Annotated in this window: 18 protein-coding genes and 3 pseudogenes; 11 read left to right on the top strand and 10 right to left on the bottom strand. The window is 68.3% G+C overall.

Annotated features, from left to right (window positions below; genetic code table 11):
* Positions 1-8: 8 nt before the first annotated feature.
* Positions 9-596 carry a flavoprotein gene (locus ACQPYK_RS29810; RefSeq protein WP_433237900.1) on the top strand — a complete coding sequence of 196 codons (588 nt, stop codon included), beginning with the start codon at positions 9-11 and terminating at the stop codon, positions 594-596.
* Between the two features lie 118 nt (positions 597-714).
* Here ACQPYK_RS29810 and ACQPYK_RS29805 read toward each other — a convergent pair whose 3' ends face one another.
* On the bottom strand, positions 715-1,299 hold the full coding sequence (locus ACQPYK_RS29805) for a nucleosidase (RefSeq protein ID WP_433237897.1): 585 nt from the start codon (positions 1,297-1,299) through the stop codon (positions 715-717).
* Between the two features lie 265 nt (positions 1,300-1,564).
* Between ACQPYK_RS29805 and ACQPYK_RS29800 the strand changes: the two genes are divergently transcribed.
* Together ACQPYK_RS29800 and ACQPYK_RS29795 are read left to right on the top strand one after the other, a co-directional pair.
* A complete protein-coding gene (locus ACQPYK_RS29800) occupies positions 1,565-2,116 on the top strand; it encodes an RNA polymerase sigma factor (RefSeq protein WP_433237894.1) in 552 nt (183 codons plus the stop codon).
* Complete coding sequence (locus tag ACQPYK_RS29795) at positions 2,113-2,880, top strand: hypothetical protein (protein WP_433237891.1); 768 nt, start codon at positions 2,113-2,115, stop codon at positions 2,878-2,880. The genes ACQPYK_RS29800 and ACQPYK_RS29795 overlap by 4 nt, the downstream gene beginning before the upstream one ends.
* A 284-nt stretch (positions 2,881-3,164) precedes the next feature.
* Here the strand turns inward: ACQPYK_RS29795 and ACQPYK_RS29790 are convergent, their stop codons facing one another.
* Genes ACQPYK_RS29790 through ACQPYK_RS29780 form a run of 3 tightly spaced genes read right to left on the bottom strand, consistent with a single transcriptional unit; the run spans position 3,165 to position 5,763 of the window.
* Positions 3,165-3,560: a RidA family protein gene (locus ACQPYK_RS29790; RefSeq protein WP_433237888.1), complete on the bottom strand. Its 396-nt coding sequence runs from the start codon at positions 3,558-3,560 to the stop codon at positions 3,165-3,167.
* 14 nt (positions 3,561-3,574) lie between these two features.
* Positions 3,575-4,762: an MFS transporter gene (locus ACQPYK_RS29785; RefSeq protein WP_433237885.1), complete on the bottom strand. Its 1,188-nt coding sequence runs from the start codon at positions 4,760-4,762 to the stop codon at positions 3,575-3,577.
* Positions 4,762-5,763 (bottom strand): NADP-dependent oxidoreductase, encoded by a 1,002-nt coding sequence (locus ACQPYK_RS29780; protein ID WP_433237883.1) that lies wholly within the window; start codon positions 5,761-5,763, stop codon positions 4,762-4,764. Before ACQPYK_RS29780 ends, ACQPYK_RS29785 begins: the two co-directional genes overlap by 1 nt.
* A 281-nt stretch (positions 5,764-6,044) precedes the next feature.
* Between ACQPYK_RS29780 and bioB the strand changes: the two genes are divergently transcribed.
* Genes bioB through bioD form a run of 3 tightly spaced genes read left to right on the top strand, consistent with a single transcriptional unit; the run spans position 6,045 to position 9,134 of the window.
* Positions 6,045-7,169: a biotin synthase BioB gene (gene bioB, locus ACQPYK_RS29775; RefSeq protein WP_433237880.1), complete on the top strand. Its 1,125-nt coding sequence runs from the start codon at positions 6,045-6,047 to the stop codon at positions 7,167-7,169.
* The gene (locus ACQPYK_RS29770) at positions 7,162-8,457 is read left to right on the top strand and encodes an adenosylmethionine--8-amino-7-oxononanoate transaminase (protein WP_433237877.1); all 1,296 of its coding nucleotides are present in this window, start codon (positions 7,162-7,164) and stop codon (positions 8,455-8,457) included. The genes bioB and ACQPYK_RS29770 overlap by 8 nt, the downstream gene beginning before the upstream one ends.
* A 20-nt stretch (positions 8,458-8,477) precedes the next feature.
* Positions 8,478-9,134: a dethiobiotin synthase gene (gene bioD / locus ACQPYK_RS29765; RefSeq protein ID WP_433237875.1), complete on the top strand. Its 657-nt coding sequence runs from the start codon at positions 8,478-8,480 to the stop codon at positions 9,132-9,134.
* 472 nt (positions 9,135-9,606) lie between these two features.
* On the opposite strand, the gene ACQPYK_RS29760 is transcribed toward bioD, so the two are convergent.
* A complete protein-coding gene (locus ACQPYK_RS29760) occupies positions 9,607-9,888 on the bottom strand; it encodes a hypothetical protein (protein ID WP_433237873.1) in 282 nt (93 codons plus the stop codon).
* Positions 9,889-10,398: 510 nt separating this feature from the next.
* Between ACQPYK_RS29760 and ACQPYK_RS29755 the strand changes: the two genes are divergently transcribed.
* Entirely contained in the window at positions 10,399-11,505 is a 1,107-nt protein-coding gene (locus ACQPYK_RS29755; protein WP_433237870.1) for an NAD(P)-dependent oxidoreductase, read from the top strand.
* A gap of 96 nt (positions 11,506-11,601) precedes the next feature.
* Here ACQPYK_RS29755 and ACQPYK_RS29750 read toward each other — a convergent pair.
* Together ACQPYK_RS29750 and ACQPYK_RS29745 are read right to left on the bottom strand one after the other, a co-directional pair.
* Positions 11,602-12,111, bottom strand: a pseudogene (locus ACQPYK_RS29750) (glycosyltransferase); the annotation flags it as partial.
* A 15-nt stretch (positions 12,112-12,126) separates the two neighbouring features.
* Positions 12,127-12,435, bottom strand: a complete 309-nt coding sequence (locus tag ACQPYK_RS29745; protein WP_433237867.1) for a hypothetical protein — start codon at positions 12,433-12,435, stop codon at positions 12,127-12,129.
* Positions 12,436-12,455: 20 nt separating this feature from the next.
* Between ACQPYK_RS29745 and ACQPYK_RS29740 the strand changes: the two are divergent.
* From ACQPYK_RS29740 to ACQPYK_RS29730, 3 genes and pseudogenes are all read left to right on the top strand, one after another.
* A pseudogene (locus ACQPYK_RS29740) lies at positions 12,456-12,983 on the top strand (beta-galactosidase); the annotation flags it as partial.
* A gap of 9 nt (positions 12,984-12,992) precedes the next feature.
* Positions 12,993-13,382: pseudogene (locus tag ACQPYK_RS29735) on the top strand (transposase); the annotation flags it as partial.
* Positions 13,383-13,613: 231 nt separating this feature from the next.
* Positions 13,614-15,065, top strand: a complete 1,452-nt coding sequence (locus ACQPYK_RS29730) for an alpha/beta hydrolase family protein (RefSeq protein ID WP_433237864.1) — start codon at positions 13,614-13,616, stop codon at positions 15,063-15,065.
* Between the two features lie 546 nt (positions 15,066-15,611).
* On the opposite strand, the gene ACQPYK_RS29725 is transcribed toward ACQPYK_RS29730, so the two are convergent.
* The 3 genes from ACQPYK_RS29725 to ACQPYK_RS29715 form a co-directional block, all read right to left on the bottom strand.
* Positions 15,612-16,265, bottom strand: coding sequence for a hypothetical protein (locus ACQPYK_RS29725; protein WP_433237861.1), 654 nt, complete (start codon positions 16,263-16,265; stop codon positions 15,612-15,614).
* A gap of 259 nt (positions 16,266-16,524) precedes the next feature.
* Positions 16,525-17,580 carry an AraC family transcriptional regulator ligand-binding domain-containing protein gene (locus tag ACQPYK_RS29720; RefSeq protein ID WP_433237858.1) on the bottom strand — a complete coding sequence of 352 codons (1,056 nt, stop codon included), beginning with the start codon at positions 17,578-17,580 and terminating at the stop codon, positions 16,525-16,527.
* Positions 17,581-17,942: 362 nt separating this feature from the next.
* Positions 17,943-18,440, bottom strand: a complete 498-nt coding sequence (locus ACQPYK_RS29715) for a MarR family winged helix-turn-helix transcriptional regulator (protein WP_433237855.1) — start codon at positions 18,438-18,440, stop codon at positions 17,943-17,945.
* 104 nt (positions 18,441-18,544) lie between these two features.
* Between ACQPYK_RS29715 and ACQPYK_RS29710 the strand changes: the two genes are divergently transcribed.
* Positions 18,545-19,387 (top strand): NAD(P)H-binding protein, encoded by an 843-nt coding sequence (locus ACQPYK_RS29710; protein ID WP_433237852.1) that lies wholly within the window; start codon positions 18,545-18,547, stop codon positions 19,385-19,387.
* Positions 19,388-19,431 lie beyond the last annotated feature (44 nt).

The raw sequence follows: 19,431 nt of genomic DNA, 5'->3' as shown, positions 1-19,431 counted from the left end.
GAGATCTCATGACCAACGCGATCCCGAGGATCGAACTCCCCCGCGGGCGGCTGCTCATCGTGGGCACGGGAGCCTTTGAGGTGATCATGTTGCCGCACTGGGTGATGCTGCTGCAGAAGTGGTACGGCTGGTCGATCCGGGTGTGCCTCACCCACGCGGCCGACGAGCTGGTCTCACGGCAGGCGATCGCCGCCGTCACCGGGACCCCGGTCGCCGGGCCGAAGTGGCCCACCGAACTCGGCGGCGTCCCCCACCAGGAACTGGCCGAGTGGGCCGACCTCGTCTTCGTCTTCCCGGCGACCACGAACTTCGTGGCCAAGTGCGCTCTCGGCATCGCCGACAGCCTCGCCCTGAACACCGTGATCAACGCCGAGGTCCCCGTCGTGTTCGCGCCGGCGATCCCCGCCGCCGCGCTGCGGCGCCCCGCCGTCCAGCGCAACCTCAAGACGCTCGAACAGGAGGGCTACCACGTCGTCCCGGGGCAGCCCGGTCTGGAGGTGCACAACCGCCAGGAGGGGGTCGGCCTGACCTCCGACATCGGAGGCGCCCTCCTGCTGACCGCCAAGCTCCTGGGACCCAGGCCCGAAGGGGCGTGAGCCCGTCTCAGGACCGCTGGAGGCTCTCACCGATCGGCGCGGACGCGCCGGCAGCCACCATGGTCATGCGGATCTCCATGACGGACGCCCTCCGCTCACGCGGGCGAAGACGAAGAGGTCAGGACTGATGGGCCAGGTGCCGGCCGGCCCAGTCGGCCAGGGCCTGGGCGCAGTCGGCCACCGACTCGCGCCAGCTCCTCGCCGCGCCTTCACCCGCGTCGTCACTGACGTGCTTGACGATGCGAAACGGGACGCCGGCCTGGGCCGCGGCCGTTGCCAGGGCGTAGCCCTCCATGTCGACCAGGTGAGCATGGGCCGCGAGACGCTCGCGCGCGGCCTCGTCCGTGATGAAGGTGTCGCCGGTCGCCAGGACCGGGCCGTCGTCGGCGTTCAGCGTCAGCGCCGCTCCGTAGGTCTCGCCGGTGAGGGTGCGCAGCAGGTCGGTGTCCAGGTCGTGCTGGATCACGGTGCCGATGACGTGGGTGCCAGTCCACCCCGGGCGGAGTGCTCCCGCGGTACCCAGGTTGACGACGTGGGAGGGGCGGGGTCCATGGGCGAGGACGGCGGCCAGCGCGACCGCGGCGTTGACCTTGCCCATGCCGGTGAGCAGCACCGGTAGGTCCATGTCGAGGAACTGTGCTTCTTCCCTGACCGCGAGCACGAGCAGTGGGCGATCGGCGGTGATTTTCCCGACAAGTTCCATGGCCACACGGTAGGCCCTCGGCCCAGGCCGCCGCATCTCCCAACCGGCACATCACTCCTGTGACGCCCTCACATCAGAGCAGGCCAGGGGTATATCCGTTGGATTTCCGGCGGTCGCTACCGGGACCCCACCTTGGGGCTGGGGCCATCAAGCCGGCCGGCGACATGGAATCCCCTTCCGCTCCGATCCTGAGCAGGGCAGGAAACACTTACGGAGGTGCCGGACACCTAATGAAGCGTTCCGGCACTCTTCGTTAGGAGACACTGTGCAAGACCCACGCGTGCCCCCCGACACGCGAGATCGCTTCGAGGCGCTCTACCGCGCCTGCTATCCGGCGGTGCACCGCTACGCGCTACGCCGAACCGACTCGGCCGACGACGTCGCCGATGTGATAGCGGAGACCTTTCTCGCGGCGTGGAGGCGGCTGGATGACGTTCCGGAGGGGGCTGCCGCCCTGCCGTGGCTGTACGGCGCGGCGCGCCGCGTCCTGGCCAATCACCGGCGGGGAGAGACCCGCCGCAGCGCGCTGGCCGCGCGACTCCGCGGCGAACTGGCCATCGGCCAGGAACCGGCGCCCGTAGACCCGCGGACCGAGGCGATTCGCACCGCTTTCGCTGCTCTGGGCCCGAGCGACCGGGAGGTGCTCGCGCTGGCCTCCTGGGAAGAGCTGAGCGGCCCGGAGATCGCCAAGGTGCTGGGCTGCAGCAGCACCGCAGCCCGGCTTCGCCTGCATCGGGCCCGTAAACGACTGGCCCGGCTACTCGGCACGACGGACGAAGTTCCCGTGATGACCACGCTCGGAGGAGAAACACGATGAACAAGATCGACCGCATGGTGTCCGCCATCGACCCCGCCGCTGGATTCCCCGAGCCCTCCATGAGCCAGGGTGCCGATGACCTTCTTGAAGGGATCGTGGCTACCCCGCCCGCGCGCCGCCGGTCCTCCTGGCTGCCCGGCAGAAGCGTCCTCGAGCCGGCGCACGCCGATCGGCCCGCGGCGCTCACCGGCCCGTCGCCGATGCGCCGTCGCCTGCTGACGGGCGCGGCGGTCACGGGCATCGCCGCGGCCGCGGTGGTGGCCGTGCCGTTGGTGTCAGGCTCGCCGAGCGCGGCGTATGCGGTGGTGAAGAACTCCGACGGCACCGTTCAGGTGACGGTCAGCGAGTTCCGGGACCCAGAAGGGCTGGAGGACAGGCTCAAGAGCGAGGGGATCGTGGCCGATGTGACGTTCACCGAGGCGGGCAAGCAGTGCGCCCGTGGCCGTTTCGCCGGCGCGGACCTGGCCTATGACCCACCGAACACCCAGAACATGACCGATCAGGAACTCAAGGAGTTCAACAAGCCGGACAACTGGCGCTCGCGCGACGCCGCCGCGCCGATCAACCGGAACACCTTCGTGATCTCACCGCGTTTCATCAGGCCTGGTGAGACGCTGGTCCTGGAGTTTCGACCGGGTAACCATCCGGGAGTGGCCTGGAAGTTCAGCCCTTATCTGGCCAAGGTGGGCAGCCCGGTCGCGCCCTGCCAACTCGTGAACGCGGACTCCGACGAAGAGATCGCCAAGGAAATGGCCGGTAACTGATCGCAAGCCGGTGGGGTAAGGCCGGCTACGCGGGCGTCTGCCATACCCCACCGGTGCGGCCTGCCGATCCGGCGATGGGGCGGCGACGGATATGGCGGTGGCTGGGTTGCTCCGTTCCGTGAGGAACCGCCGTGACCTGGCCTGTCGGTAAGGCTGGCACCACCCACCTGCTCGGCCCACCGATGGCGAACGTCGGTGATCAGCTCGGCGGCGGTGGTGGTGCGGTCATGCTCTGACCGCGATGGCGAACGTCGGTGATCAGCTCGGCGGCGGTGGTGGTGCGGTCATGCTCTGACCGCGATGGCGTCGATCTCGAAGAGCATGTCCGGCAGGGCGAGGGCCGCCACTCCGGTGAGCGTTTGAGTGGGCGGCCGGTCTCCCCAGATCTCGCCGATGAGCCTGGCGATGATCGCGAGTTTGCCGGCGTCGTGATCGACGATGTGGGTGCGGAGCTGAACGACGTGGTGGTAGTTCAGGCCCGCGGCGGCCAGGGCCGTACGCAGGTTCGCGAGTGAGCGCTCGACCTGCTCGGTGAAGTCGGATGAGGTGACGTGGCCGTCGCCGTCGGAGGCGTACTGGCCGGCGATGAAGACCAGCTCCCCGGACGCGCGGGCGACGTGGCTGTAACCGAAGCCGACCGGGTCGTGCAGGCCCTGGGGGTTGATGATGGAGTGAGACATCGCAGTGGTTCCTTTCAGCGGAGCTTCTCGGCCGTGCCGACGGTCAGGGCGGTGAGCAGGGCAAGGAGGCCTGTGATCCAGAGGACGGCGGCGGTGGCGATACCGTCGACGGCCAGGCCGCCGATCAGGGCGCCGAGGGCGATGGACAGGTTGAAGGTCGCGACGAACAACGACGAGGCGGTGTCCCCGGCGTCGGGCGCGGCCTGGAGCATCCAGGTCTGCAGGCTCACGGAGACCGCGCCGTAGGCCAGGCCCCACGCGACCATCAGAATGGTTCCCGTGACCGGCCCGTGACCGGGTAGGGCGAACAGCGCCATGATGGCCGCGAGAGCGATGGCGATCATCAGGAGGGTGCCTCGCACGTGACGGGAGACCCGGGAACCTGCCACGAAGTTCCCGGTGACGCCGGCCACGCCGTAGGCCATCAGCAGCGCGCCGATCAGGCCGCTGTCAATACCGGCCGCCTCCTGCAGCACCGGGCGTACGAAGGTGTAGGCGGCGAAGTGCCCGGTGACCAACAGGGCCGTGAGGAGCACACCGGTCCGTACGCCCTTGTCGCCGCGCAACAGCGCGGGAAGCGCGGCGAAGGTGACCGCGTGCCGAGATGGCAGCGGCGGTACCAGGACCAGCAGCAAGACCATTGCGACCAGGCCGAGGACGCCGACCGTGGCGAAGGCGGTACGCCATCCGCCGAGGTCGCCGAGCAGCGTCCCGGCAGGGACGCCGACGACGGAGGCGGTGGAGACCCCGCCGAAGATGACCGCGGTGGCCCTGGCGACCTGCCGGGATGGCACGAGCCGTACGGCCAGGCCGCCCGCGATCGCCCAGAAGCCACCGACACTCACCCCGATCGCCAGCCGCGCCACCAGCACGACGGTGAAGTTCGGCGCCACGGCCCCGACCAGGTTGGCGACTGCCATGACGCCGGTCAACGAGGCCAGCAGGACCCTCCGGTCCACCCGGGCGGCGGCCACGGTGATCACGGGTGCTGAGATCGCGGCGAGCAAGCCGGGGACGGTCACCATAAGCCCGGCCGTCCCCTCCGAGACGCCCAGGTCCGAGCCGACGGGGGTGAGCAGGCCCACGGGCAACAGCTCGGAGGTCATCAGGGAGAAGATCCCCAGTGCCACCGCGAGAACCGCGAACCAGTCAGGCCGAGTGGTGTCGGTGGCGCGGGAGTGAGCCGTCGGTGAGGCGCGCATCAGAGCCTGACCAGCATCTTGCCGATGTTGGCGCCGCGCATCATGTCCAGGAAGGCCTGGGGAGCCTGCTCGATGCCCTGGGCGACGGTCGTCTCGGTGTGCAGCGAGCCGTCGGCCAGCCAGCCGGCGGCCTTGCCGATCCACTCGGGAAACAGGTGGAAGTAGGAGTTGATCAGCATGCCGCGCAGGGTGGCGTCCTTGGCCGCCAGCGTGAACAGGTTGCTCGGGCCGGCAACGGGTTCGGTGGCGTTGTAGGAGCCGATCGCGCCGACCAGCGCGATCCGGCCGCCGGAGCGCAGCGCGTCGAGGGCCGCCACCAGGTGATCGCCGCCGACGTGGTCGACGTAGACGTCGATGCCGTCGGGGGCCGCCTCGGCCAGCTGCGCGGCGATGGAGCCGGCCCGGTAGTCGATGGCGGCGTCGTAGCCGAAGTCGCTCATGAGCTTGTCGGCCTTCAGCGCTCCGCCGGCCGAGCCGATCACCTTGGCGGCGCCGAGCTTGCGGGCGAGCTGTCCGGCGACGCTGCCCACCGCCCCGGCCGCGGCCGAGACGAACACCACGTCGCCCTCTCGCACCGGGGCCACCTCGATCAGGGCCGCGTAGGCGGTCAGTCCGGTGGTGCCCAGCGCGCCCAGCCAGGCCTCGGCGGGGGCGAGGGCGGGGTCGACGACGGTCGCGGCGGCGGCCTGCAGCACCGCGTACTCGCGCCAGCCCGAAAAGTGCACGACGGTCGCGCCGACCGGGATCTCCGGCGAGCGGGAGGCCACGACCTCGCCGATCGCCGAGCCGTCCATGACCGTGTCGAGCGGGAAGGACGGCAGGTAGGAGTCGGCTTCGTCCATCCGTTCGCGCATGTAGGGGTCGACCGACATCCAGGTGTTGCGGACCAGCACCTGGCCCTCTTGCAGGGCGGGTACGTCGGTGGTGGTCAGCTCGAAGTCGGTCAGGCGGGGCTGGCCGACGGGGCGGGCGGCCAGACGGATCTCACGGGTGATGGTCATGGTGGTGCTCCTTGAGGGCGGGAGGGCGGCGGGCAGGCGCTCGGCGCAGCGATCGGGAGAGGTTCGGTGAATCGGGAGAGGTTCGGTGCAGGGGGAGGCTGACGGACTCCACTGTGCAGGTGCCCACGCACGATCGGCTGGGGGTCGGCTGGGGGTCGGCTGGTCGGTGAATCCAACCCGGACATGGGCGGGGCCACTGCAGGCCGTTCTACAACTTTCACTGAATGATCTTGTCTGGATCGGCGCTCGGTACCGTCGCGGCCTTGGCGGAGGATCGAGGCATGGAACTGTTGACCACGCTGATGGACAAGGGGCTGCGCGGGCAGTCACCGACACGACAGGAGGCGCTGGCCGTACTGGCGACCTCCGACGACGAACTGCTCGACGTGGTGGCCGCGGCCGGGAAGGTTCGGCAGAAGTGGTTCGGCCGCCGGATCAAGCTCAACTACCTCGTCAACCTGAAGTCGGGCCTGTGTCCTGAGGACTGCTCGTACTGCTCGCAGCGGCTGGGATCGAAAGCCGAGATCCTCGCCTACAGCTGGCTCAAACCGCACGAGGCCGCCGCCGCAGCAGAGGCGGGGACGAAGGGCGGCGCCAAGCGTGTGTGCCTGGTGGCCAGCGGGCGCGGCCCCACCGACCGGGACGTCGAGCGGGTCGTCGGCACCATCGAGGCGATCAAGGAACGCAGTCCCGACGTGGAGATCTGCGCCTGCCTCGGCCTGCTGTCGGAACGGCAGGCCGCGCGGTTGCGCGAGGCCGGCGTCCACGCCTACAACCACAACCTCAACACCTCCGAGGACGAGTACGGCAAAATCTGCTCCACGCACGAATTCTCCGACCGGGTGGACACCGTCCTGCGTTCACGCGGGGCGGGCATGTCGGCCTGCTCTGGCCTGATCACCGGGATGGGGGAGAGCGACGCCGACCTGGTGGACGTGGTCTTCGCGCTGCGAGAGCTCGATGTGGACTCGGTGCCGGTGAACTTCCTGATCCCCTTCCAGGGGACCCCGCTGTCGCAGACGTGGGAGCTCACCCCGCAGCGGTGCCTGCGGATCCTGGCGATGGTGCGATTCGTCTGCCCGGACGTGGAGGTCCGCCTCGCCGGGGGCAGGGAGATCCACCTGCGCAGCTTGCAGCCTTTGGCCCTGCACATCGTCAACTCGATCTTCCTCGGCGATTACCTGACCAGCGAGGGGCAGCCGGGTAGTGTCGACCTGGAGATGATCAAGGACGCCGGCTTCGTGGTGGAAGAGCCCGGGTCCGCTACGCTGCCCGAGCACCGCGGCGCAGCCGCGCCCGTCCAGCCCGAGCATCGCGGAGACGCGCCGGCCGCCCAGCCCGCACGTACCGACCTGGTGGCGCTGCGCCGTCGCGGCGCCGGTACCGACCTTGCGCCCAATGCCTGACCCGCGGCGCTTGCTGGAGCTGGACCGGGCCCACGTGTGGCATCCGTACGCGCCGATGCCGGGCCGCGAAGTCCCGCTGCTGGTGGAATCGGCCTCCGGGGTACGGCTGCGCCTGGCAGATCCGGTCGAGGGCCAAGTGGAGCTGGTGGACGCGATGTCCTCCTGGTGGGCCGCCATCCACGGGTACGGGCACCCCGTACTGGACGCCGCGGTACGCGACCAGCTGAGCCGGATGAGCCACGTGATGTTCGGCGGACTCACCCACGAGCCCGCGATCCGCCTCGCCACGCGCCTCGCCGAGATCGCCCCAGAGCCGCTGGAGCACGTTTTCCTCGTCGACTCGGGGTCGGTCGCGGTCGAGGTCGCGGTCAAGATGTGCCTGCAGTACTGGCGGTCGCTCGGCCACCCGGGCAAACACCGCCTGCTGACCTGGCGTGGCGGATATCACGGTGACACCTTCCAGCCGATGTCCGTGTGTGACCCCGAGGGAGGCATGCACTCCTTGTGGACCGGTGCGCTGCCGCAGCAGGTCTTCGCCGACGCACCGCCCGCAGGCTTCGACGCCGGACCCGATCCCGCCTACACCGCGCACCTGGCCGGGCTGATCGAACAGCACGCGCACGAGGTGGCGGCCGTCATCGTCGAGCCGGTGGTACAGAACGCGGGCGGCATGCGCTTCCTCTCTCCCGGCTACCTGCGGGTGCTGCGCGAGCTGTGCGACGCGCACGGGGTCCTGCTCGTGTTCGACGAGATCGCCACCGGCTTCGGCAGGACCGGCGCGCTGTTCGCCGCGGACCACGCGGGCGTCACACCGGACGTGATGTGCGTGGGCAAGGCGCTCACCGGCGGCTATCTCAGCATGGCGGCCACCCTATGCACGCCCCAGGTGGCGCACGGCATCGGCCGCGGTGACTTCCCTGTGCTCGCCCACGGCCCCACTTTCATGGGAAACCCGCTCGCCGCCGCCGTCGCGGTCGCCTCACTCGACCTCCTGGCGGACGGGGCGTGGGAGGACCAGGTCAAACGCATCGAGACGGGATTGCGGTCCGGGCTGGCCCGCGCGCGCGGGCTGAACGGGGTGCGCGACGTCCGCGTACTCGGCGCCATCGGCGTCGTCCAGCTCGACCACGAAGTCGACAAGGTCGCCGCCACCCGTGCCGCCGCACGACACGGCGTGTGGATACGCCCCTTCAGGGATCTCGTTTACACCATGCCGCCCTATGTCGTCGACGACGCCGACCTCGGCCGCATCACCACCGCGATCGTCGCGGCGACTGCGGCCGGCTGACACTCCAGGGAGACTTCTTCATGCACGCGCTGATCATCACCGGCACCGGCACCGAGATCGGCAAGACCGTCGTCACCGCCGCAATCGCGTCCCTGGCGGCCGCGGCGGGCCGCCGTGTCGCCGTACTGAAACCGGCTCAAGCCGGTCTGGTTCCCGGCGAACTCTGTGATGTGGAGGAGGTCGCCCGCCTGGCCGGCCCCGTCACCCGCAGTGAACTGGCCCGATACCCCGAACCGCTCGCACCGGCCACCGGCGCCCGTAGAAGCGGTCTCCCACCGGTCCGCCCCCGTCGAGCCGCAGAAGAGGCCGCCCGGCTCGCGGAAGGCCACGACCTCGTCCTGATCGAAGGCGCGGGCGGCCTCCTCGTACGCTACGACCCAGAAGGCGGCACCATCGCCGACGTCCCCGTTGCGCTGCGCGGCCTCGGCGTGGACGTCTCCGTCCTGATCGTCACCACCGCCGGACTGGGCACCCTCAACACCACGGCGCTGACCGCCGAAGCGCTGCACGCCCGCCGTCTCCCCCTGCACGGCCTGGTCATCGGCAACTGGCCCGCCACCCCGGATCTGGCCACCCGCTGCAACCTGACCGACCTACCGGCCGTCGCGAACGCCCCCTCCTGGGGGCACTACCGGAAGGCTGTGCAAAACACGATCGGAAAGCGTTCCTCTCCATAGCCCGCGCCTCCCTCGCCCCGGAACTCGGCGGCAACTGGAGCCACCCCGCATTCCTTGCCCGACATCCCGAAGCCAGTCGAATGTGACCCGAATTCGCCGACGCCGACCGAATCAGACAGGCGTGGCGACCGATGCCGGTTACCGGATCTTCAACACCGTGCACGCCGAACCACCAACGCCGGCGGCCAGGGCGACGGCAACGGCCCTGTGGAGGTCGCGAACGCCGGCAACACCACGCAGGTGCACGCGACGGGCACCGATACCACCGGTCGTAGTTCGCGCGGACAGTCGTAGTTCGCGCGAACGGGCGTCGTCGACGGTGTCCGTGACCGCCGCCGGGGTGGGCCCGGTGAACACCCGCGTCGTCCCCCAGGCGGGCGCTCCGACCTGAACGCTCGGCTCCGAAACGCCGGGTTCTGAAATGCTCGGCGGTGAGCGGGACACGTGGAGGGTGTCAGACCGAGACACGACGCTACAGCGTCCCCGAAAAGGAGAGGGCCGTTGGGGTCTCCCGACATGAGAAGACACCGCTTCGAGGAGATTCACCGGCGGACGCGCCGGTGACCAGCGCGCGACGTCCCAGGACCGACCCCAACCGGCGTACCGCCTGCAGCGCGGACACCCCCGCCACGGGCAGCGCGCTCGCCGCGCCGAGGTCCACGCTCTCCGGTACGACGGCGAGGTTCTCGGTGTCGACCGCACGGAGCCGGGCCCAGGCCCCGGACCAGCCGAAGGTCACCACCCGGGAGCCCACGGCGGGGCCGGAACCGACAATCGCTGGTGGGAGCAGGAGGAGTCCATCTACGGCGGTACGACCCGCACCAGCCTGGATGTTCAACGGATCTGGTATCCGTCGGCCGGGTTCCACGAGAAGGCCGGCCTGCTCGTCGGATACCCGGTCAAGGACGGCGCCCGGTCACTGGGAGCCCTGTCACCGCAGGAACGGCTCGTGTGCGCGGTCGACGTGGGCGGCAAGATCCACGGTGAGAACTTCGCCACCGGTATCACGAGCTCCTTCTCCGTCCTCCGTCGCCTGGCAGTCCATCCCCTATATCGAGGGAGGTTGGGTCATTTGGCCGTCGTACTCCAGCGGAGAGTATGAGTTGTTGTGCCAGCCGGCCGGGCGCGTCCACTTCGCCGGGGACTGGCTCAGCCATCTGACCGTCTGGCAGGCCGGCGCTTTCGAATCCGCCCGATGGGCCGTGACATCCATTCATCGACGAAGTCTGAGCGCCTGAGGCGCCTTTCTCCAGGAGATCCGGCTGTGAAAGAAACAACGACCCCATCCCGACGCGTTCTCGTCCTGGACTCCGCCCCCGATCGGTTCGTCCACGACGAACTGACCCCGCTGCTGGCGGCGGGCACTGAGGTGACGCTTAACCTGTGGCGTCTGGAGGGTCGCGGATCGGTGACGGAGGCGTACGGCGGCCGGGTTAACTTCATCGATCTCAACGGCTTCGACGAGGCCGAGGTCATCGCTGCGGTGATCAGCGGCGGCGTGGGCTACGACGTCATCAAGTCGAGGGCCAATGTTCCGATCTCTGCGACGCTGATTCAAGCGGCGACAGACCCCGCGCTGATGCACCGGCTCAGCGTGATCGGCCAGGTAGGGGCTGGGACGAACAACATCGACCTCCAGGCCGCACGGGTCTGCGGCGTCACGGTCACCCACACGCCCGGCGCGAATGCGACGGCCGTCGCGGAACACGCCCTTGCGATGATCCTAACGATCACCAAGAACATCATCAGAAGTAACGCGGCGGCCCATCGCGGCCAATGGCGGGACAGTCCGATGGTCTTTCCTGCCGAACTCGCCGACTTGACCCTGGGGATTGTGGGGCCAGGGCGGATCGGAACGGTGCTGGCGCGTAAAGCCCAGGCTCTCGGCATGCGGGTCGTGGCGACGGGATCACCACGCTTCACCAGAGCAAAGGCCGAGTCCGCTGGAATGGAGTTCATCGACTCTCTCGACGTCCTGCTTGGTACATCGGACGTCGTCTCGCTTCACTGTCCGCTCAACGATGCCACGAGCGGCATGATCGGGCGTCGGGAACTGAATCTCATGCGCCCCGGATCCGTCCTGGTGAACATGAGCCGCGGCGGCGTCGTGGACGAGGACGCGCTCGCCTTCGCGTTGAAGGATCCCCTCACACCTCCGGCGGCAGCCGCGGTGGACGTGTTCGACCGGGAACACGACGGATTCTCCTCGCCACTGATGGGGCTGGCGAACGCCGTCTTGACCCCGCACGTCGCCGGGATGACGGACGCCGCGATCCTGCGGGCGACGGTGCGTCTGTCAGAGAACATCGTCGCCCTGCTCGAAGGACGAGGTCAGGACGTTCCCATGGCCGGGACGTCCAGCAGCGCATGAGTGCCCTCAGAGGGATTCGAACCCATGTCCTGCCCCTAGGCACCCGCCTCTGCCGTTGGGCTACGAAGACGATCGTGGACGTTCAGCCGGGAGTCCTCAGGACCCCCACTGAGACACCGTTCGCCGGTAAAGACGTTCATGCCGGTCCATCATCAAGGAATCGGAGAACTTCTCTTCGACTGCTCTCCGGCACGCCTCAGGTTTGATCGCCGACGTCTCTTCCAGGAAGGCGCTCAGGTCATCAACGATTTCACCGAGAAAGCCGGTGCCGCCATGCTCGACGATCTCGGCGGTCGCGCCTCTGCGCAAGCCGACCACCGGCGTGCCACAGGCGAGGGATTCAATCGCGGTGAGTCCGAACGGCTCGGCCCGGTTCGTGGGGATGATCGTGCATTTTGCTTTTCCGTACAGCTCGACCTTCGTTTCGAAATCGGCCTCGCCGGCCAGTTTGACGTCCGCGCCGAGGAGTGACCTGATGCTGGTCTCGAAGTACTCCTTCTCTTTCTGGCTGCTGATCTCCATGGTCGCCACTATCAGCTGGTGGCCGGACTTCCGTGCTGCCCGAACAGCTAGATCGAGACCTTTTATTCGAGACATTCGACTTACAAAAAAGACGTAATCCTATTTGTCCTGCTGAAAGGTGAACCGGTCGGTTTGAATTCCATGATGGATCATGTCCACGAACCGAAGATGTGGAGCGGAATTCATCTGTGCCGCGCTGATGACCACCAGGTCGAGTTGACTTTGAACGGTTTCATGGACGGGGCCGTACCATTTCGAAGTCGGTGGGGCGTGCATGGTTTGAATAACTGGCTCAAGCCGACTGGAGATCGCTCTCAAAGCAAGGCCGATGGCGTCGCTGTGATCGTGTATAAAGTCATATTGCTCGATTTCCTGATAAGCCTTGAGTATATGCATGAGTTCGAGCATTTCGTCATTCTGGCCACCGTCTGCAGCCAGGGCCCGAGGGTAGTGGCTCCGCAGGTTCGCGCGTCCTGGACTGGGACAGTTGGTGGAGCATGGAAGCGCCCGAGTCGCAGCCATCCGACCGACTCGAGCTCCGAGAATCGCTGCTCGCCTGGTACCAGCCGCTGTTCGAACGGGGCATGGCCGTAGACCTGACTCCTCCAGACGGTGACCTGTCGGGCTACCAGATGGTGATCGTCCCCAATCTCTACATGTGCACCGAAGCCCAGGCCGCCAATCTCGCTGCCTTCCAGGGCCACCTTGTGGTGGGCCCGTTCAGCGGGATCGTCGACGCCACTGCTCAGATGCACGATGGGGGCGCGCCTGGGCCACTGCAGGAACTGCTTGGCCTGCAGGTTGAGGGGTTCTGGTCCGTTTCTGGCACAGAGCGGATCAAGCTCACCACCGGCCAGACGGCAAGGACCTGGGCTGAGTGGATCAACCTGGATGCCGCTCAAGCCGTCGCCCTGTTCGAGGGCGGTCCATTAAACGATCGTCCCGCGATCACGCACAACGGCCGTGTGACCGCCGCGGTGGCGCGCAAGAAGCCGGACGAATCGACGGATCGGGAGCTGGTCGACCAGGCGCGAGCCGAAGGCGTGGAACTGGTCGGGGAGAACGGGCTGCTGGGCCGGCTGGCCGAGCTGGTGCTGGAGTCCGCCCTGGAGGGTGAGATCACCGATCATCTCGGCCACGACAAGCACGAACGCTCCGGAAACGAGAACGGCGACACCCGCAACGGCAGCCGGTCCAAGACCGTCATCATCGATGTCGGGCCGGTGGAGATCATCGTGCCGCGGGATCAAGACGGCGGCTTCGAGCCGACGATCGTGCGCAAGCGGCAGCGGCGCCTGTCCGGTGTCGATGAGACGGTCATCTCGCCGGCCACCAGAGGCCTGACGACCGGTGAGCAGCTCTATGTCCGCGACCCCGGGTAGGACCCCTGCCAAGCCCGCCGAGAGCGTCACGGAGGCCTCGTCGCGGAAGCGCTACGGCGATCTCGCCAAGCGGTGCGTCGGCTCAGCCGGCCGGCGCAGTGCGACCTGGGTAGCGCGATCACCGGCGTAGTCCGACTGAGGGGGCATACAACCGGGGACTTGAGGTGGATGTGCCGGCATGAGCCCCTCGCCAAAGATGATCGGGTGACTGAGACAATCATGGGATTCGGCATGTCCTCCCTGGAGATCCTGGCCCTGCTGGGCGCCGTCGCGTTGGTCCTGGCCCGATGGTTACCGGCCGGCACCCGCCGGCCGGTCACACTCGCCGCCGGGGCGGCCACCGTGTTGTCCGGAGCGGTGCTGATCGTGCTCGGGATGCGCTGGCAACTGATACCCGTGCTCGCGGGAGCCGCGATAGCGCTCGGATTCGCCGTCCCCCCTCTGCTGCGAGGGCGTACCGGACGGTCCGCACGGCGGGCGCCGTGGTGGCTGGCCCTGCCGGGATCGGCGGTGTGCCTCGGCCTGGTCGCCGGAGGTGCGGCGGCGGCATGGGCACTTCCCCTGCCGGTGTTCCCCGAACCGTCGGGCCCGTATGCGGTCGGCACCACCGTGAAGCAGTGGACCGACCCGGACCGTCCCGAGACCGCCACCTCCGCGCCCGATGACCGGCGCACGGTCGTGGTCCAACTCTGGTATCCCTCCCGCGAGCGCCCCGCAAGCGCCGAGCGGGCTCGATATTTGGGCCGCACCGAGAAAGAGTCGCGCACCGTCGCCCAGGGGCTGGCCGACTACATGGGCATGCCCGGCTTCCTGCTCGACGACGTTCCGCGCGCCCACACGAGATCGGTGTCCAACGCGGCGGTGGCCGGCGAGGGCGAACGGTTCCCCCTCGTGCTGTTCTCGCCGGGGCTGGGGGGAGTGCGCACCCAGAACACCGCATGGGCGGAGGAACTGGCCAGCCGCGGCTACGTCGTCGCGGCCCTTGACCACCCCTACGACTCGGCCGTCGTCACTCTCGCCGACGGCCGGACGATCCGCACGCGAATCAAGGCCACCGGCGACGAGAAGAAGGACGAGGAACTGGCGGCCGGCTGGACCGCGGTGCGAGCCGCCGACCTCAGCTTCGTCCTCACCCAGCTCGGCCGCCTCGACCGGGGCGAGATCGACGGCCCGTTCACCGGCCGCCTCGACACCGACCGGGCCGCGGTGACCGGGCACTCCATCGGCGGAGGCGCCGCCCTGCAGGCCGCCCACCAGGACTCCCGGTTCGCGGCCGTCATCAACCTGGACGGCTTCCCCCACGACCCCGCCCCACGACCGTTCCACCAACCGGCACTCGCGCTCACCCATCCTCTCGACCAGGGCGAGAGCCCGACCTACATCCCCCGCCTCACGCAGGTCCTCAAGCTCGGCACCGCGACGAGCTACCAGGTCGCCGTCACCGGCACGGGGCATCTCACCTTCACCGACGCGCCGCTCTACCTGCCGCCCCTGTCCACGCTCGTCGGCTCGTTGGGCCGCACGCAGGGACTGCACATCACCGTCGAAGCCAGCGCCGCGTTCCTGGACACCACACTTCGCGGCAAGCCCGACGAGTTGGCCGCGCGCCTGTCGACGTACGGCGACCTCACCGTCCACCGCCCGGACAGCGGGTGAAGGGACGCCGGAACAGCGGTCGGCCGTGAGAGGAACCGCACCCGTTGGGGGTCCCGATATGCCTGACTTGTGACGACCGTGATCCGCGCCTGTGACCTACCGCGGAGCTACCTGACGGCTAATCGCATGTTGTGAGCAGGCACCGACCTCAGAGCCTGACTTGGCGAGGGCACGTGATGCCTATCCCCAGACCGGCCCCGGCCGGTGCCTGCTTTGTCTATCGATCGGCCGTAGTCGCGACTGATGGATGCCGGGCTGATGAGCCTGACTTTTGGGAGGGTCTTCAAGACCTGACCCCAGACCGGCCCTCCTGGTGTTCTCCCGTCATGACTACGGCTTTTCGACGAGCGTGGTGTTCGTGGTTCGAGCCCGTCTGCGGGGCCGACCTCCCAAACGCGGCCGGGCCCGAGAGCTCTTGCGGCAGAAGGAGGCCCCATGGATCGCTGGGATCGCGAACGGCTGATCGGATGTCGGACCGGCGAGTTCGAGAAGACCTTCGACATTGACAGCCTCACAGCCGGGGCTCCAGCCAATGGCCGGGACCGCCTACCCCACCTGGTACAGCCAGTACGACACGCTCTGCGGAGCACCCGGCAGCCGGTAGGCCTCCACCGTCGCGCCCTCGTATCCGTAGGTCGTCGAGACCGTGCTCGTGGTCTCCGTCTCGTAGTCCTCGTATTTCTCTTCGTAGTTCTTCGTGATGAACATCTGGCTGGTGTCGTAGACGCTTTCCACGATCACCCGCCCGGGCCCGAACATGCCGATGAGGTCCTGCCGGAACAGCTTCAGGCGGGCCTTGCATCCGGTGCACGGCCCGATGTTGCCGACCACCACGACCCGGATGTGGGCGTCATGAGGGAACGAGGAATGAAGCGCCTCGATCCAGTCCCAGGCTTCCTGCAGGACGGCGACCTCGCTGTCCTGCTTGGACATGCGCGCCTGCGCCTTGTCGACGCGTCCCTGGTAGCCGCGGCTGGCGTCATTGGTCTCCGTCAGGGAGTAGCGCGTCGTTCCCCCGGAACGCGCTCCCGCGATCGGGGTCTCGTAGCTGTGCGCCTCGTCGAAGGAGAGGTCTCCGTTGACTATCACCAGCGCCCGGGAGAACAGGCCCGCGCCCTTGGTACGGATCTCTGCCAGCGACTGTGCGATCTGCGGTGCCGCGGGGTCTGAGGTGAGGGCTTCGGGGGGCGTCGCGGTCATCGTGGTCCTCCTTGACCAGAGAGAAGAACCTCAGCCTTCCATCCGGAAGGGTGCTGTCAAGGGACGTCAGTGTCCGGCTCCGGCCGGCCTGGCCGACCATACCCGGCCCTGGCAGCAGCGCCTTTGTACGGCGCCTCCGCGCATCCTCGTCGCCGCGGCAGATGCGGATCCCGACGCCGCCCCGGCCGCTCGGCCTGATCTATCGAACCCGACCGACCACGTCACGGCGGTCTCCCGGTTCCAACTCACGTGACCCGGCTCATCTGATGTTTGTGCCCGGAACGGGCGTCTTCCGGAGGCGGCTCAGGGTGTTCCGGATGGTGTGAGGCGATTGTCCCTCCCAGCGCTGTACGGCGCGGCGCAAGGCGCGGATGTCGCTGTAGCCGACGCGGGCGGCGATGGACTGCAGGGGCAGGTCGGTGGTGCGCAGTAGGTCCATGGTGTGCCGCTGCCGTACCGCCTCGATTTCTTCGCGCCAGTTCGTGCCGTGCTCACCCAAGCGGCGCTGCAGGGTGCGCGGGCTCATCGCCAGGCGCTGTGCCACCCGCTCCAGCGAGGCGGTGTCCTCGTGGATGGCGGTCGCCAGGATCGCGCGGAACCTGTCGTGCCAGTGGAGGACGGGTTTGGACGCGGCCAGGGTCAGGTCGGCGTGGCGCATCAGGATCTGCTCCAGGCCCGGCTGCGCTTTGGGGAGGGGCGCGCGTACGTCGTCGTCGTGGAAGGTGATCGAGTTGAACGGGGCGTCGAAGTCGATGTTCCGGGTGCCGAAGAACTCGATCAGTTGCCGGTGCTCGCGCGGCGGGCGGTGGCTCAGGGCGACGCGGAGCGGGACGACCGGGCGGCCGGTGGCCGCCCTGGCTCTGGTGAGGTACACCCCCAGGGAGAAAAACCCGATCGCCTCGACCACGTCGGGGACCCAGCTCCCGGTGGCGTGGCGGATGGTGAAGTGCTTGCCGTCCTCGATCGTCTGGAGTTTCTCCCCGGCGGGGTCGCCGATGAGTTCCAGGTAGTCGACGGCCCGCTTCATGGTCTCGATGAAGTTCCCGCCTGTGGTGACCAGATAGTCCCAGAGACCGAAGGTGCCGATCGGGGCGTGGCCGGTGACCAGCGCGCCGATGGCGGATCCCGGCTCGGTCAGCGTGAGCTGTTCCCACAGCGTGAGCGCCGAGGGAGTCGACACCCGGGTCAGGTCGTCGCGCAGGACCTCGGGGCCGAGATCGGGCAGGTGAGCGAACCTGCCCAGGCTCGTTCCCGAATGGCGCACCGAGTCGACGAGGAAACGTGCCAGGTGGGCGGAGATCGTGCCTTCGTTCACAGGGGGAGACATAGCGCAGGCGACGCTACCAGGCACATGTGAACATCTGTCGCGAAGGGTCCTGTCGTTGACGTAAACGGTCCCTCCATGGCACGAACGGTCCGTCGGTGACGTGAACGGTTCCCCGGTGGCGCGAGAGGTCCTCTCCGCGGCGTCCAGGGGTTGTTATCCGCTTCGGCGAGTGGCCCTAGGTTGAACTTCGTCGGGTCACGCGTGACGAGGAGAGACAACGTGAGCAAGCTGGTGGAAGGCGACGCCGGTCACCGGCGGCTCGCGGGGCATCATCCGGGAGATCGGCCGGGGGCGTGGACGTACCTTCCTCGCCCTCGGATCTGAGCCCTCGGATCTGAGAGGAAGGGTTTTTAGGATTCCCTGACGTCGTCGGCCAGGCCCCGGTGGCGGAGGTGGGCCAGGGAGTCGACGTATTTGAGCATCAGGCGGGCGAACTCCAGGCGGTCGTGGTCGGTCCAGTCGGCGGTGATGTACTCGAACGCCGAGCGTTGGTGGCGGCGGAAGCGGGCCATGAGCTCTTCGCCCTGGGGGCTGAGTCGCAGGACGGTGCGGCGGCCGTCCTGCTGGGAGACGGCGCGGATCAGATAGCCAACCTTGATGTTGTCGCTGACCATGCGGCTGGCCACCGAGGGATCCACGGCCAGCAGGTCGGCCACCGCCCCGACGGTGATCTCCTTGTCGGAGTCCTGGGTGTGCTCCAGGACGAGGTTGAGCACCAGGGCGCGGCCCAGATCCTTGGCCGAGATCGGATTCTCGACCTCCAGCAGCGAGGTACGGCGCAGCTTGGAGAAGGCCGGGCCGACGGCATTCAGCAGCTCATCAGAGGTTCGGGGCTCGTTCGTCGTCATATGCTCATCGTATATCCGTGAGATCTCGAAGACATGTGTTGATATGAAATTATGTGCATGACAACATGCATATGTAGTAACTCGCAAACAAGTAGGAGAAACTCATGACCATCCTCATCACCGGTGCCCGCGGCAAGGTCGGCCAAGCGATCATCAACCGCCTCCACTCCGCCGGCCTGCCCGTCCGCGCCGCCAGCGCCACCCCCGCCGAGCTGACCGTCCCGGCCGGCGTCGAGGTCGCCGAGCTGGGCCTCGACCGGCCCGACACCTTCGAAACCGCGCTCCACGGCATCGGCCAGGTGTTCCTCTACCCCGAACCCGCCGGCATCGACGCCTTCATCAAGACCGCCCAGGCCGCCGGCGTCGCACACCTCGTCCTGCTGTCCTCCTCCTCGGTCCTGAGCCCCGACGCCGAGAGCGACCCGCTGGCCGGCCACAGCCTCAAGGTCGAGCAGGCCCTGGCCGCCTCCGGCCTCACCTGCACCTTCCTGCGGCCGGACGCCTTCGCCAGCAACGCCCTCGGCTGGGCCTACTTCATCGGCCAGAACCTGCCGATCCAGCTGGCCTACCCCGACGCCGACATCGCGCCCATCCACCCCGACGACATCGCCGACATCGCCGTCGAGGCCCTGACCGGCACCGCCCTCACCGGCCGCGCGATCACCCTCACCGGCGCCCACGCGCTCACCTTCCGCGAGCAGCTCGCCGTCCTGTCCGACGTCCTCGACCGCGACATCCCGGTCGAGCAGATCACCCACGCCGAGGCCGAGCAGCAGATGGGCCGGTACATGCCCGCCCCGATGGTCGGCTCCCTGCTCGCCCTATGGCGGGCCGCCTCCGCCGGCCCGGCCACCATCGCCGACACCACCGAGACCCTCCTCGGCACACCCGCCCGCACCTTCACCCAGTGGGCCCGCGAAAACGCGGCCGCCTTCACCCCACGCTGACCTCGGCAGGGCCTCCCGCTTAGGGCAGGTCCTCCCTCCCTCCT

The sequence above is a fragment of the Streptosporangium sp. CA-135522 genome, assembly GCF_050949235.1.
Taxonomy (GTDB): domain Bacteria; phylum Actinomycetota; class Actinomycetes; order Streptosporangiales; family Streptosporangiaceae; genus Streptosporangium.
Note: the sequence above shows the minus strand (reverse complement) of the source record. Positions and strands in the feature narration are given on the sequence as shown.

What these genes read in the sequence shown, in the direction of transcription:
- ACQPYK_RS29810 (WP_433237900.1), top strand. Translation starts at nt 9, where the DNA reads ATGACCAACGCGATCCCGAGGATCGAACTCCCCCGCGGGCGGCTGCTC.
- ACQPYK_RS29805 (WP_433237897.1), bottom strand. Translation starts at nt 1,299, where the DNA reads ATGGAACTTGTCGGGAAAATCACCGCCGATCGCCCACTGCTCGTGCTC.
- ACQPYK_RS29795 (WP_433237891.1), top strand. Translation starts at nt 2,113, where the DNA reads ATGAACAAGATCGACCGCATGGTGTCCGCCATCGACCCCGCCGCTGGA.
- ACQPYK_RS29790 (WP_433237888.1), bottom strand. Translation starts at nt 3,560, where the DNA reads ATGTCTCACTCCATCATCAACCCCCAGGGCCTGCACGACCCGGTCGGC.
- ACQPYK_RS29785 (WP_433237885.1), bottom strand. Translation starts at nt 4,762, where the DNA reads ATGCGCGCCTCACCGACGGCTCACTCCCGCGCCACCGACACCACTCGG.
- ACQPYK_RS29780 (WP_433237883.1), bottom strand. Translation starts at nt 5,763, where the DNA reads ATGACCATCACCCGTGAGATCCGTCTGGCCGCCCGCCCCGTCGGCCAG.
- bioB (WP_433237880.1), top strand. Translation starts at nt 6,045, where the DNA reads ATGGAACTGTTGACCACGCTGATGGACAAGGGGCTGCGCGGGCAGTCA.
- ACQPYK_RS29770 (WP_433237877.1), top strand. Translation starts at nt 7,162, where the DNA reads ATGCCTGACCCGCGGCGCTTGCTGGAGCTGGACCGGGCCCACGTGTGG.
- bioD (WP_433237875.1), top strand. Translation starts at nt 8,478, where the DNA reads ATGCACGCGCTGATCATCACCGGCACCGGCACCGAGATCGGCAAGACC.
- ACQPYK_RS29745 (WP_433237867.1), bottom strand. Translation starts at nt 12,435, where the DNA reads ATGCTCGAACTCATGCATATACTCAAGGCTTATCAGGAAATCGAGCAA.
- ACQPYK_RS29725 (WP_433237861.1), bottom strand. Translation starts at nt 16,265, where the DNA reads ATGACCGCGACGCCCCCCGAAGCCCTCACCTCAGACCCCGCGGCACCG.
- ACQPYK_RS29715 (WP_433237855.1), bottom strand. Translation starts at nt 18,440, where the DNA reads ATGACGACGAACGAGCCCCGAACCTCTGATGAGCTGCTGAATGCCGTC.
- ACQPYK_RS29710 (WP_433237852.1), top strand. Translation starts at nt 18,545, where the DNA reads ATGACCATCCTCATCACCGGTGCCCGCGGCAAGGTCGGCCAAGCGATC.